We start from the raw sequence: 11803 nt of genomic DNA, 5'->3' as shown, positions 1-11803 counted from the left end.
ACGCCGCACACCAACGAGGCCGCCCTGTAAGGCGGCCTCGTCGTGTGGTGCATCACGGCAGGGATCAGGCGTCGGGCACGTCCAGCGCCTGCTGTACCACTGGCCAACCGGGCTCGCCGTCACGGGTGGTCACGCCCTCGAGGAAGGCCTGAACCTTACCCGGATTGGCGCGAATCCAGTCCAGCGCGACCGCCTCTGGCTCGCGCTCCTCGTAGCTGAAGCCGCGGATCATCGCGCTCTGATCGTCAGCCGTGAAGCTGAGCTGATCGAGCAGACGGGTGGCGTTGGGACTGCTATCGGCGAAGTCGCTGGTCACCAGGGTCCGCACGTCACTGCGACCGCCGTCGGGGCCCCACATGTCCTGGGTATCGGTCAGGTACTCGACGTCGTACTCGATGTTCATCCAGTGAGGCGTCCAACCGGCGAAGACGATCCACTCCTCACGGTCAATGGCCGAGTCCACGGCGCTGAGCATGCCGGGCGTGGAGGTCTCGGACAGCTTCCAGTCGCCCAGGCCATAGGTGTCGTTCTCCACAGCCTCATTGAGGGTGTCGCTCATGCCGGAGCCCACCTCAATGGAGTAAATGGTGCGATCGAGCTTCTCGGCGATGTCCTCGTCGGCCAGGTCCTCGGCGGAGGTCACGCCAGCCTCATGAACATAGGTCGGCACCGCAAAGCCCAATCGTGCGCCCTCGACGTTGTTGCCGAGGTCGACGATGGCACCCTTTTCCATGGTGGCATCGAACATCGCTTGCTGGGCGGGCAGCCACGCGGCGAGGAAGGCATCCAGTTCACCCTGGGTGAGAGCCTCGTAGGTGATGGTCGAGCCCAGCTCCTGCTGGCGGGTCTCGTAGCCCAGGGCATCCAGCAGTTGGCCGGCCAGGGCGCTCTTGACGGTCACGCCGGGCCAGGCGGGCACGGAAAAACGCACCTGGGCGGGCTCCTCGGCAAGAGCAGCGGCGCTCCAGGCCAGCGGCGTAGCCAGCAGGGCGCCGGCCAGGGCAAGGGTCACGGGGCGATTACGCGCTTTCATCGGGTCTCCTTGGCAGGTCATGCCATGAACAAACACGGCGCAGACCTTATCGCCCGATAGCGTGTATGGCAAAAACGCTATGTCGTGCCCGAGGCGAGAATCAGTCCCCCTTGCCCTTCATGCGGTCGGCCTGCACGACCTCGATCCAGTAGCCGTCGGCGTCCTTGACGAAGACGACGTCCTTCATCTTGCCCTGATCGCCGCGCTTGACGAAAGTCACGTCGTTGGCATCGAACCAGGCCTGGGCGGCCTCGAGATCGGGTACGCTGAAGCAGATGTGGCCAAAGCCCTGGGGTTCGGCATTGCCATCGTGGTAGGCGAAATCCTGCTGATCCTCGGTGCCCCAGTTGTGGGTCAGTTCGAGCACGCCGCGCTGGCTGAAGGTCCAGGCGGTGCGTTCAGCGGTCTCTTCGGGGACGCGCTCACCGGCTTCCGGCCGGGCCAGGAAGTAGAGCGAGAACTGCATCTCTTCGAAGTCGAGCCGACGCAGCACCTGCATGCCGAAGACGCGGGTATAGAAGGCCAGCGCCTTCTCCGGGTCCTTGATCCTCAGCATGGTGTGATTGAGTCGAAAGCCCTCGCTATCGACGGTAGGTGTCTGAACGCCTGGGTACTGTTCTCCCTGAAAGCTCATGAAAGCTCCTTCTCGCTGAAGTGAATGGACAAGATACCGTGGAGGTGAGGGCGACCGGCGGGCTTTTCCACCCCGTCGTGCATCCCCTCGGCGCCGTCGTCCGCCGCCTGCTATATAAGGAATATACAAATAATGTATAAGCCATTCGACCACCGGCAACCAACCCCATCAAGGGATGCTTGATTCAGGGGCAAAAACTTCTACACTAGTTATACATTCAAAAATGCCAATGAGGTTGCTCCATGTCCATCCCGGCCTATCAACTGGGTGATCACGTCACCCTGAAAGAGATCGCCAACGCCATCGACCATGGCCTCACGCCGATCGTCGAGGTCGAATCGATGGACGGTATCTACACGGTGCGCTTCCACCATGCCAACGATGTCTCGGAGCTGTCCGACAACAAGGGCAAGACCCGCACCTTCCTCGGCACCGGCGAGATCCGCGACCTGCTCGGCGGCATTGGCCTGACCCACGGCGTGCTGACCTGGGGCGATCAGTGCGGCGACGAGATGATCGGTGTGCCGGGGCACGCCCTCACGCCCGACGAAATGCTGGCCAGCGGTACGCGTATCGCTTTCCGCTGATGCATCGCCGGGGCGGCAGGCTCCCCTCAATGAGCGCTCAACCCGCCCCGAGGCGGGCATGTGCCGTGTCTAGCCGCCGCCCGGCGAGAAAGCAGAGCATGCGTTGGGCGGGCCTGCATCGACGCCTGACCCGCGAGATCGAGTCGTCTGCCCCACGCTTAAGCGGGCGTTAAGCTGCCGGGGCCACAGTATCGGGGAAACGTCATGGAGACGCCCCGATGCGATGCCCCGATCCCCTGCTCTCCCCTACCCCTTGCCGGCAGCCGCCGATGGGGCTGTGTTCGCCACCGTTGGCCTGGCGTGAAGCCTACCAATGGCGTGAGCGACGCTGTCTGGAACAGCTCGTATGCCACCGCTTCGCTGCCGAGCACGGTGCCTGCATCGGCCACTTCCTGCCGCGCCTGTTCGGGCTCTGGCAGGCCGATACCCCAGTGGCGGCAGTAGGCCTGCGCGCCGCCACCAGCGGAGCGCTGTTCCAGGAACGCTATCTGGACGACAGCGCCGAGGCCTTTCTCTCGCGCCGCCTCGGCCGGACGATATCCCGCGATAAGATCGCCGAGATCGGCAACCTGGCGAGCCAGCGGCCTGGCCTGCAGCGCTCGCTCTATCTCCATCTGGTGGAGCAGCTGGCGGAAGATGGCATCGCCTGGCTGCTGTTCACCGCCACGCCCGAGGTTAACAACGGCATCCGCCGACTGGGCCTCGACCTCCATCCGCTGATGCCTGCCGACCCGGTCCGCCTGGGGGCCGAACAGGCCGAATGGGGGCGCTACTACGACCGCCACCCCTGGGTGATGGCCGGCGACCTGCGCCGAGCCTACCGGGCGCTCGTCGACCGCGGCCTGCTGCCCCTGGCACGTCCTGCGGAGGTGACCGATGCCCGGCTCGCCTGAGGCCTTTCTCGCGCGGCTGGCCCGACACGCCGCCAATTGCCCCGACCGACCGGCACTGGCCGACGGCCAGCGCCGCGTCACCTTCGCCGAGTTGCCGGCCGAGATCGAGGCCCGGCGGCGGCGCCTGGCCGCCGCCGGGACGGAGCGGGTCGCCCTCGCCCTGGATAACGGCATCGACTGGGCACTGTGGGACCTGGCCCTGCTGCGTGACAGACGCGTCGCGGTGCCGGTGCCCGCCTTCTTCAGCGGCGTCCAGCGTCGTCACCTGGTGGCGAGTGCCGGGCTGGATGCCTGGATCGGCCCCGGCGGCGAGGCGCTCGGCTTTTCCGCCACGCCCGACCCGGCCATCGCCACCCGGCGCGTCGTCTCACCCCCGGCCCTGCACCCCGGCACCAACCGCATCACCTTCACCTCCGGCACCAGCGGCAACCCCAAGGGGGTCTGCCTGGATGCCGCCGCCCCGCTCACCGTGGCCGAGGGTATCGCCGCCGTGGTCGAACCGCTCAGTATCGAACGGCACCTGGCGATGCTGCCGCTGGCGACCCTGCTCGAGAACATCGGCGGCCTCTACGTACCTCTGTGGCTCGGCGCCACCGCCTGCCTGCCCGCGGTCGCCGAGCTGGGCTGGCAGGGGGCGAGCGGCTTCGACCCCCACCGGGCCCTGGCGGCCATCGAGGCCTTCCGGCCCCACAGCCTGATCCTGGTGCCCCAGCTGCTCCAGGCGCTGGTGACGGCGAGCCCCAAGGCCCCGGAGAGCCTGCGCTTCGTTGCCGTAGGCGGCGCCCGGCTGGCGCCAGCGCTGCTCGATCAGGCCAGAGAGGATGACTGGCCGGTCTTCGAGGGCTACGGGCTCTCGGAGTGCGCCTCGGTGGTGTGCCTGAACCGGCCCGGCGAGCCCGCCCGTGGCGTGGGCCGTCCCCTGCCTCATACCGAGGTGCGCATCGATGGCGCCGGAGAAGTATGGGTGCGCGGCGCTACCCAGCTCGGCTATCTCGGCGAGCCGGCGCCCGCCTCGGGCTGGCATGCCACCGGCGACCTGGGCCACTGGACCGGCGAGGCCCTCGTGCTGAAGGGACGCCGTCGCGAGGTCTTTATCACTGCCTATGGCCGCAACGTCGACCCCCAGTGGGTGGAAGGCGAGCTCTGCGCCCGTCCCGCCATCGCCCAGGCTCTGGTCTTCGGCGAGGCCTTGCCCCATAACCGGGCGCTGATCGTGCCCGCCGCGCCCGACCTCGACGACAGCCGTCTGGCGGCGGAAATTGCCGCGGCCAATTCGGTCCTGCCCGACTACGCCCGCGTCCATGAATGGCGGCGCAGCGCTCCTTTCACCTCCCACAACGACCAACTGACGGCCAACGGCCGACTGCGCCGCGACGCCATCCTCGCCGCCCATGGCGACTGGCTGCGCGCCACTACGTACCGCCCCCGGCCTGACATCCAAGAAGGAGTGAGCCCATGACCCCCTATCAGCAACTGCAGACCGCCACCCGCACCGAGCGCGACTGGCTGCTCGCCACCCCGCTGCTGACCCGCGCCCTGGCTGGCGAGGTGAGCCATGACGAGTACCTCGCCTTCCTCGGCCAGGCCTACCACCACGTGCGCTTCACGGTGCCGCTGATGATGGCCTGCGGCGCCCGCCTGCCGGACCGGCTGGAGTGGCTGCGCGCCGCTCTGGTGGAGTACATCGAGGAAGAGCACGGCCACGAGCAGTGGATCCTCGATGACATCCGTGCCGCCGGTGGCGATGCCGAGGCGGCCGTGGCGCGCCCAGCGGACCCCGCCACCCGGCTGATGGTGGCCGCGGTGCGCGACGAGATCACCCACGGCCACCCGGTGGGTTTCTTCGGCATGGTCCAGGTACTGGAAGGCACCAGCACGGCGCTGGCCACCCAGGCCGCCGAACGGCTGCAGGCGAGCCTCGAGCTGCCCGACGACGCCGTGCGCTACCTGACCTCCCACGGCAGCCTGGACATCGGCCACCTGGCCTTCTTCGAGGGGCTGGTGAACCGCCTCGAGGCCGACGACCTGGCGGCGGTGATCGATACCGCCAGGCTGGTCTACCGCCTCTACGGCGCCATGTTCCGCGGCGTCGAGGCGCGCTGTGCCAGTGGCAGCGCCACCCGGGAGCTCTCCGATGCGCTGGTCTGAGCGCTTTTCTCGACGCCCGCGGCTGCCGGAAGGGGGCTGGCCCGCCCAGCGGGTGCTGATCACCGGCGCCAGCGGCGGCATCGGCCAGGCGCTGGTGGACGAACTGGCCGCCGCCGGGGCGCAGCTGCTGATCTCCGGCCGCCGGGTGGAGGCACTCGAGGCCACGGCGGCTCGCCATCCCGACCGGATCATCGCGCTGCCCGCCGACCTGACCCAGGCCGAGGAGCGCCAGCATCTGGTGGCTGCGGCTCGGCAGGCGAACTGCACCATGCTGATCAACGCCGCCGGCGCGAACCGGGTCGCGCTGTTCACCGAGGGCTCCGATGCCGAAATCGAGCAACTGGTCGCCCTCAACCTCACCGCCACCCTGCAGCTGACGCGTGCCCTGCTGCCCCAGCTGATGGCGGCGCGCCATGGCTGGGTGATCAACCTGGGCTCGACCTTCGGCACGCTGGGCTACCCCGGCCAAGTCGGCTACTGCGCCACCAAGTTCGCCCTGCGTGGCTTCAGCCAGGCCCTGCGCCGGGAGCTCGCCGATACCCGGGTGCGGGTGCTGCACGTCTCGCCCCGGGCCACCCGCACCGCCATGAACGCCCCCGAGGTGGAGGCCATGAACGCCGCTCTGGGCAATGCCATGGACAGCCCCGCCCAGGTGGCCCAGGCGGTGCGCCACGCCGTGGAGCGCGGCCGCCCCGAGGCCCAGCTGGGCGGCCCAGAGCGCCTCTTCGTGCGCCTCAACGCCCTGCTGCCGGGGGTGGTCGACCACGCCCTGGCGCGCCAGCTTCCCGTCATCCGCCGTTTTGTCACCAGGCCAGACGAAGTCGGCCCCGGCGATACACTCTGATACCCCGCCACAAGGCGTCTTGCCATGACACGACACGACAGCAAACAATCGGCCATACGAGGCCACCTGATCACGGTCCTGCTGACCACGGCTCTGGTCTGGCTACCGGCGAGCAAACTACTGGCCTTAGAAACCGAGATTGCCGAACCGCTAGGTCGGCTGCAGCAGCGCTGGGCCGAAATCCGCTATGAATTGCCCGCAACGCAACAGGCGGACGCCTATGCCGACCTGGCCACCGAGGCCGACCAGCTGCTCGAGGCCCACCCCGATGCGGCCGAGCTGCATATCTGGGCCGGTATCGTGCGCTCTACCCAGGCCGGTGCCGAAGGCGGGCTGGGGGCGCTCGGTCTGGTCAAGCAGGCCCGCCATCACCTGGAGGCCGCCCTGGCGCAGGACCCGCTGGCGCTGAACGGCTCCGCCTATACCAGCCTGGGCGCGCTCTACTATCAGGTGCCGGGTTGGCCGATCGGCTTCGGTGACGACGACAAGGCCGAATGGCACCTCAAGCGCGCACTCACGATCAATCCCGACGGACTCGACAGCCTCTACTTCTGGGGCGACTATCTGCACCAGCAGGGCCGCGACGTTGAAGCGCGCCAGGCCCTGGAGAAGGCCCTGCAGGCGCCGCGTCGGCCCGGCCGCGAGCTCGCCGATGCCGGACGCCGCGAGGAAGTTCGCCACCTGCTGTCACAACTGGAGAAGTGAGACGCGATGCGCATCCTGCTGGTCGAGGATGACCCGAGCCTGGCGTCGGGCATTCGCCTGGCCCTCAAGCCAGAGCATTACACCGTGGATCACCTTGCCGATGGCGCCAAGGCACTGGCCGCCCTGCAGGGCAATGAACCCTTCGATGCAATGCTCCTCGACCTGGGCCTGCCTGGACTCGACGGCATGCGGGTACTCGAGGCCGTGCGGCGCGGCGGCAACCGAGTGCCGGTGCTGGTGCTGACCGCGCGGGACGCCGTTGACGACCGCATCGCTGGCCTCGATGCCGGGGCCGACGACTACCTGGTCAAACCCTTCGAGGTCGCCGAACTCAAGGCGCGCCTGCGCGCCCTGTTGCGTCGCAGCCAGGGCCAGGCCAGCCCGCTGCTGGAGTGCCGCGGCATCCGTCTCGACCCCGCCAGCCGGGACGTCTGCTACCGCGGCGAAAAGATCTCGTTGTCACGTCGCGAGTTCACCCTGCTCCAGGAGTTCATGGGCCACCCGGGGCGCATCTTCACCCGCGACACACTGACCCGGTTGGTCTACGGCTGGGAGGAAGACGTGGAGAGCAACACCATCGAGGTGCATGTCCATCACCTGCGTCGCAAGCTGTTCCCCGGCCTGATCCGCACGGTGCGCGGCATCGGCTACGTGATGGACCGCGCGCCCCAGGAGGCCGAGGCGTGACCTCCATCCGCCGCCGTACCCTGGGCCTGGTGCTGCTGGTGTTCGGCATCAGCATGCTGGCCATCGGCCTGGTCAGCTACCGCTATGCCGCTCACGAAATCGAGGAGCTCTATGACGCCAGCCTGGCCCAGAGCGCCCGCCTGCTGGAGGGGCTGATCCAGGCGCCGCTGCCGGTCGCGCAGCGCGAGGCGCTGCTGGCCAGCCTGGAGAGCGCCCTCCAGCGCGCCGAGCAGTCGGACAAGCGCCTCGCCGGCCACCGCTACGAGAGCAAGCTGGCCTTCCAGCTATGGGAGGGGGGACAGCTGGTGCTGCGCTCAGCCAGCGCGCCGGCGGAGCCCTTCAGCGATGCAGCCCCCGGCTATGTCAGCAGTCGAGTGGCGGGCCACGACTGGCGGGTCTATGTCCTCGACCTTCCGGAGTCGTCGCGGCGGGTGATGGTCGCCGAACGGGATGATGTGCGTGGCGAGCTGACCCGCGCCGTGGCGCTGCGCACCCTGCTACCGGACCTGATCGGCCTGCCGCTGCTGGCACTGCTGCTGTGGTGGGCCACCGGCCGGGGGTTGCGGCCGTTGTCGCGGCTGGCCACGGCGATCCGCCAGCGCGACCCGCAAAATCTGCGGCCGCTGGTGATGCACCCCCTGCCCCGCGAGCTGGACACCATCGTCGGCGCCCTCAACCGGCTACTGGAGCGCATTCGCCGCCTGCGGGTGCGCGAGAAACGCTTCATCGCCGATGCCGCCCATGAGCTGCGCACCCCACTGGCGGTGCTCGACCTGCATGCCCAGAATGCCCTGGCAGCCGAGGACCCCGCCGACCGTCGCGAGGCACTGGGGGAGCTGCGCAACGGGGTGGCCCGGGCTACCCGCCTGGTCGCCCAATTGCTGACCCTGGCTCGCCTGGAGCCCGAGGAAGAGGAGCAGGAGACCACCGCCCGCGTCGCGAGCGACCTGCTGGTCGAAGTACGCGAGGCACTGGCCGAGCTCTCGCCGCTGGCGGTCGAACGCGGCCAGGCACTGGACCTCGCCGCCGACGAGGGGAGCGACTGGCGACTGGCAGCCGAACCGGGTGCCCTCGGCATCCTGGTACAGAACCTGGTCGGCAACGCCCTGCGCTACACCCCGGACGGCGGCCGGGTGACGGTGACCCTGGACGCCGACACGACCCGGCTGCGCCTGCGCGTGGATGACCAGGGCCCGGGGATTCCCGCCGCGGAGCGCGAGCGCGTCACCGAGCGCTTCCATCGTGCCGGCCCCGGCGCCGGTGCCGGCCTGGGGCTCTCCATCGTCGAGCGCCTACTTGTACGTCATGGCGGCACCCTCAGCCTGGAGGAGGCCCCTGCCGGCGGCCTGCGCGCCGTGGCGACGCTGCCTCGGGGCGACTAAGGCTTCGTGTCAGCATGTCATGCCTGACGACACCTTGGCCCTGACAACGGAGTGCCGCGCCCCGAAAGCGGATGCCGGCGAGGCGCATCATCAGCAACGCCTCGTCGATACCGCCGTCGGGAGAAATGGTGCGCGGCGAAAGCCGCGAGAAGTCGGTCAGCATCTCGAGGGCGGGACTCGCGGCACTCAGTCGCGGACGAGGCGGAGTCACCAGCAGCGGCGCACTCTCAATCTGGCACCGGCTTTCCTGCCCGCCCCTGATGATCGATCGCGCTCTGCTATGGGGCAACGCACCAGCATCCATCAGTGTGAGGAACACAACAGCGCCCGGTCACTCCCGCTCCGGCGTGTCCCTGCTGGCCAGGCCGGGGCGCGTCTCGTATTCCACGCCATGGTCGCGCAGGTAATCGCGGATCAGCTGTCGTACCACCTGCGACGGCGTCAGGTCCTGGGCCGCACACAGCTGCTCGAAGGCCCGCTTCTTGTGCGGGTCGATCAGCAGGGTCAGGCGTGCCGTCTTCTTTTCCATCGTGACTCTCCGAAAAACATTATCATTAAATGTTAATTCTCGGCGTCACCCAAGGCAATGGCGGGGACGCATTTGTCGACAATACTAACGTCATGTTAATGTTATTCACATAAGCAACCGGTTCACCGCCTCAGAGAGATGCGACCACCAGCTCATCCGAGGGGCAGGTGACCCCGCAACAAGGAGACCCCGCGCATGGCACGCCACCGACCGTCCCCGCGCCTTCCCGGCATCGCCACCGGCCTGCGAGCGGCCTGGCGAGACGGCTACGGCCTGGGCGACCTGCGCCGCGACGTGCTGGCCGGGCTGACGATCGGCACCGTGGCAGTGCCGCTTTCCATGGCCCTGGCCATCGCCACCGGCGTGCCTCCCCAGCACGGGCTCTATACGGCAATCGTCGCCGGCGCCATCATCGCGCTGACCGGCGGCTCACGCTTCAATGTCTCGGGTCCCACGGCGGCCTTCGTCGTCATTCTTTTCCCCATCGTCCAGCAGCATGGCCTGGGCGGCCTGCTGATCGCCACGATGATGGCCGGGGTAATCCTGGTGGCGCTGGGCCTCACCGGCCTGGGACGCCTCATTCAGTACGTGCCCTATCCGGTGGTGCTCGGCTTCACGGCGGGGATCGCGGTGGTGATCGCGGTGCTGCAGCTGCCCGACTTCCTGGGCCTTGAGGTCGGGCAGCTGGGCGAACACTTCGTCGAGAACCTGTCACGTATTGTCGCCTCCCTGCCCAGTCTGAGCCCGCTGGAACTGGGCATCGGGGCCTTCACCCTGGGCGTCATGCTGCTGTGGCCGCGCCTGCACGTACCGCTACCGGCCCCGCTGATCGGGCTGGTGGTGGGGGCAGTGCTGGCCTATGCGGTCAACCACGGGATAGGCGACGCGAGCACGGGGAACCTGGTAGAGACCATCGCCTCGCGCTTCACCTGGGAGGCACAGGGCGAGACGGGCAGCGGGATTCCGCCTATCGCGCCGAGTTTCGCGGCGCCCTGGCGGCTGCCGGGCGCGGATGGCGAACCGCTGGTGGTGGATTTTGCGCTGCTGCGTGCGCTGCTGGGCCCCGCTTTCGCCATCGCCATGCTGGGGGCAATCGAGTCGCTGCTCTGCGCGGTGGTGTCCGACGGCCTGACCCGGACCCGGCACGACCCCAATGCCGAGTTGATCGGCCAGGGGCTGGGCAACATCGTCGCGCCGCTGTTCGGCGGCATCACCGCCACGGCTGCCATCGCCCGGACCGCCACCAATATCCGCAGCGGCGCCCGTTCACCGATCGCGGCCGTGGTGCATGCGCTGGTCGTGCTGCTGGCGGTGGTGGCCCTGGCCGGTCTGCTGGGGCTGGTCCCGATGGCCGCGCTGGCGGCGCTGCTGTTCATCGTCGCCTGGAACATGAGTGAGGCCCGCCACGTCCTGCATACCCTGCGCTCGGCACCGGCGGGTGACGTGGCCATCCTGGTGACCTGCTTCACCCTGACCGTGCTGTTCGACATGGTGCTGGCGGTGGCCGTGGGCATGGGGCTGGCCGCTGCGCTGTTCATTCGGCGCATGGCGCTGCTGACCCAGACCCGGCAGATCGACGCCGGGACGCACGCCAGCATCGACGAACTGCCCGGCGAAGTGGCCCTCTATGACATCGATGGCCCGCTGTTCTTCGGCGCCGCGGAAAAGGCGCTCACCTCGCTGCATCTGGTGGACCCGAAGGTGCGGATCGTCATCCTCGACATGCATGACGTGCCGAGCATGGATGGCACCGCCATCGTGGCCTTGCAGGCGCTGACCGACGAGATGCATCGCCAGGGGGTCGCCCTGGTACTGGTCGGCCTGCCGACGCACATCCTCGTCACGCTGCGCCGCGCGGGGATCCGCCGGCGCGCCGGCCGACTGACCTGGTGCCGAGAACTGGCTCAGGCCCGCAAGATCGCCCTGCGCTGGCTCGCCCAGGTCACCTGAGGGAAAGCAACGGCTGGCGATGCCCCTGACACGCCATTGTCATCACGCCTTAAGCGATCCTTAAGACGGCGCTTCTAAGGTACGGTGAACGGGACATGCAGTCCCGTCCATCGCACCACGGGAGACAACAATATGGACACCGTCATGGGCGAGACCGGCGCGGCAAGACCGTTGACCAGCGGGCATCGTGCCGGCCTGCTGGTGGTGGCCGGCTGGCTGCTGCTGGCCATCGGCGTGCTGCTCGCCGGCTGGGCACCGATCGCACTGCCGCTGGGGCTGATCGGCCTGGGCGCCGCGGCCATGGCCCTGATGTGGCCGAGCCGGGCACTTCCGCCAGACACCCTCGACGCCCTGCACAGCCTGACCCTGGCCAGCCTGATCACCCTTTCCGGCTTCCACCTGCTGGCCTGA

The 11803-nt window shown here is 68.5% G+C and carries 13 protein-coding genes; 10 read left to right on the top strand and 3 right to left on the bottom strand.

What is annotated here, in order from left to right:
- Positions 1–64: 64 nt before the first annotated feature.
- Both FHR95_RS08125 and gloA read right to left on the bottom strand, forming a co-directional pair.
- Positions 65–1033 carry an ABC transporter substrate-binding protein gene (locus tag FHR95_RS08125; protein ID WP_183314022.1) on the bottom strand — a complete coding sequence of 323 codons (969 nt, stop codon included), beginning with the start codon at positions 1031–1033 and terminating at the stop codon, positions 65–67.
- Positions 1034–1133: 100 nt separating this feature from the next.
- Positions 1134–1667: a lactoylglutathione lyase gene (gene gloA, locus FHR95_RS08120; protein ID WP_040183338.1), complete on the bottom strand. Its 534-nt coding sequence runs from the start codon at positions 1665–1667 to the stop codon at positions 1134–1136.
- A 242-nt stretch (positions 1668–1909) separates the two neighbouring features.
- On the opposite strand from gloA, the gene FHR95_RS08115 reads away from it, so the two are divergent.
- From FHR95_RS08115 to FHR95_RS08080, 8 genes are all read left to right on the top strand, one after another.
- Positions 1910–2254, top strand: coding sequence for a hypothetical protein (locus FHR95_RS08115; protein WP_040183339.1), 345 nt, complete (start codon positions 1910–1912; stop codon positions 2252–2254).
- A 218-nt stretch (positions 2255–2472) separates the two neighbouring features.
- Positions 2473–3147 (top strand): thermostable hemolysin, encoded by a 675-nt coding sequence (locus tag FHR95_RS08110; RefSeq protein WP_246378448.1) that lies wholly within the window; start codon positions 2473–2475, stop codon positions 3145–3147.
- Positions 3131–4606 carry an AMP-binding protein gene (locus FHR95_RS08105; RefSeq protein ID WP_183314021.1) on the top strand — a complete coding sequence of 492 codons (1476 nt, stop codon included), beginning with the start codon at positions 3131–3133 and terminating at the stop codon, positions 4604–4606. Before FHR95_RS08110 ends, FHR95_RS08105 begins: the two co-directional genes overlap by 17 nt.
- Positions 4603–5295: an iron-containing redox enzyme family protein gene (locus tag FHR95_RS08100; protein WP_183314020.1), complete on the top strand. Its 693-nt coding sequence runs from the start codon at positions 4603–4605 to the stop codon at positions 5293–5295. Before FHR95_RS08105 ends, FHR95_RS08100 begins: the two co-directional genes overlap by 4 nt.
- Positions 5282–6139, top strand: coding sequence for an SDR family oxidoreductase (locus FHR95_RS08095; protein WP_183314019.1), 858 nt, complete (start codon positions 5282–5284; stop codon positions 6137–6139). The genes FHR95_RS08100 and FHR95_RS08095 overlap by 14 nt, the downstream gene beginning before the upstream one ends.
- A 24-nt stretch (positions 6140–6163) precedes the next feature.
- Positions 6164–6844, top strand: coding sequence for a tetratricopeptide repeat protein (locus tag FHR95_RS08090; protein ID WP_221199262.1), 681 nt, complete (start codon positions 6164–6166; stop codon positions 6842–6844).
- 6 nt (positions 6845–6850) lie between these two features.
- Complete coding sequence (locus FHR95_RS08085) at positions 6851–7531, top strand: response regulator (RefSeq protein WP_040183356.1); 681 nt, start codon at positions 6851–6853, stop codon at positions 7529–7531.
- Complete coding sequence (locus FHR95_RS08080; protein ID WP_183314018.1) at positions 7528–8913, top strand: ATP-binding protein; 1386 nt, start codon at positions 7528–7530, stop codon at positions 8911–8913. The genes FHR95_RS08085 and FHR95_RS08080 overlap by 4 nt, the downstream gene beginning before the upstream one ends.
- Before the next feature lie 331 nt (positions 8914–9244).
- On the opposite strand, the gene FHR95_RS08075 is transcribed toward FHR95_RS08080, so the two are convergent.
- On the bottom strand, positions 9245–9442 hold the full coding sequence (locus FHR95_RS08075; RefSeq protein ID WP_040183365.1) for a hypothetical protein: 198 nt from the start codon (positions 9440–9442) through the stop codon (positions 9245–9247).
- A 195-nt stretch (positions 9443–9637) separates the two neighbouring features.
- Here FHR95_RS08075 and dauA point away from each other — a divergent pair, with 195 nt between their 5' ends.
- Together dauA and FHR95_RS08065 are read left to right on the top strand one after the other, a co-directional pair.
- On the top strand, positions 9638–11392 hold the full coding sequence (gene dauA, locus FHR95_RS08070; RefSeq protein WP_183314017.1) for a C4-dicarboxylic acid transporter DauA: 1755 nt from the start codon (positions 9638–9640) through the stop codon (positions 11390–11392).
- A 132-nt stretch (positions 11393–11524) separates the two neighbouring features.
- Positions 11525–11803 carry a hypothetical protein gene (locus FHR95_RS08065; protein WP_040183369.1) on the top strand — a complete coding sequence of 93 codons (279 nt, stop codon included), beginning with the start codon at positions 11525–11527 and terminating at the stop codon, positions 11801–11803.

The organism is Halomonas fontilapidosi, from assembly GCF_014192285.1.
GTDB classification, from domain to species: Bacteria; Pseudomonadota; Gammaproteobacteria; order Pseudomonadales; family Halomonadaceae; genus Halomonas; species Halomonas fontilapidosi.
The sequence above is the reverse complement of the archived record's forward strand: the minus strand, read 5'-3'. Positions and strand labels throughout refer to the sequence as shown.

Bases quoted from the DNA above. Each gene is read 5' to 3' on its own strand.
- FHR95_RS08125 (WP_183314022.1), bottom strand. From the start codon at position 1,033: ATGAAAGCGCGTAATCGCCCCGTGACCCTTGCCCTGGCCGGCGCCCTG.
- FHR95_RS08110 (WP_246378448.1), top strand. From the start codon at position 2,473: ATGCGATGCCCCGATCCCCTGCTCTCCCCTACCCCTTGCCGGCAGCCG.
- dauA (WP_183314017.1), top strand. From the start codon at position 9,638: ATGGCACGCCACCGACCGTCCCCGCGCCTTCCCGGCATCGCCACCGGC.
- FHR95_RS08090 (WP_221199262.1), top strand. From the start codon at position 6,164: ATGACACGACACGACAGCAAACAATCGGCCATACGAGGCCACCTGATC.
- FHR95_RS08100 (WP_183314020.1), top strand. From the start codon at position 4,603: ATGACCCCCTATCAGCAACTGCAGACCGCCACCCGCACCGAGCGCGAC.
- FHR95_RS08095 (WP_183314019.1), top strand. From the start codon at position 5,282: ATGCGCTGGTCTGAGCGCTTTTCTCGACGCCCGCGGCTGCCGGAAGGG.
- FHR95_RS08115 (WP_040183339.1), top strand. From the start codon at position 1,910: ATGTCCATCCCGGCCTATCAACTGGGTGATCACGTCACCCTGAAAGAG.
- gloA (WP_040183338.1), bottom strand. From the start codon at position 1,667: ATGAGCTTTCAGGGAGAACAGTACCCAGGCGTTCAGACACCTACCGTC.
- FHR95_RS08085 (WP_040183356.1), top strand. From the start codon at position 6,851: ATGCGCATCCTGCTGGTCGAGGATGACCCGAGCCTGGCGTCGGGCATT.
- FHR95_RS08075 (WP_040183365.1), bottom strand. From the start codon at position 9,442: ATGGAAAAGAAGACGGCACGCCTGACCCTGCTGATCGACCCGCACAAG.
- FHR95_RS08065 (WP_040183369.1), top strand. From the start codon at position 11,525: ATGGACACCGTCATGGGCGAGACCGGCGCGGCAAGACCGTTGACCAGC.
- FHR95_RS08105 (WP_183314021.1), top strand. From the start codon at position 3,131: ATGCCCGGCTCGCCTGAGGCCTTTCTCGCGCGGCTGGCCCGACACGCC.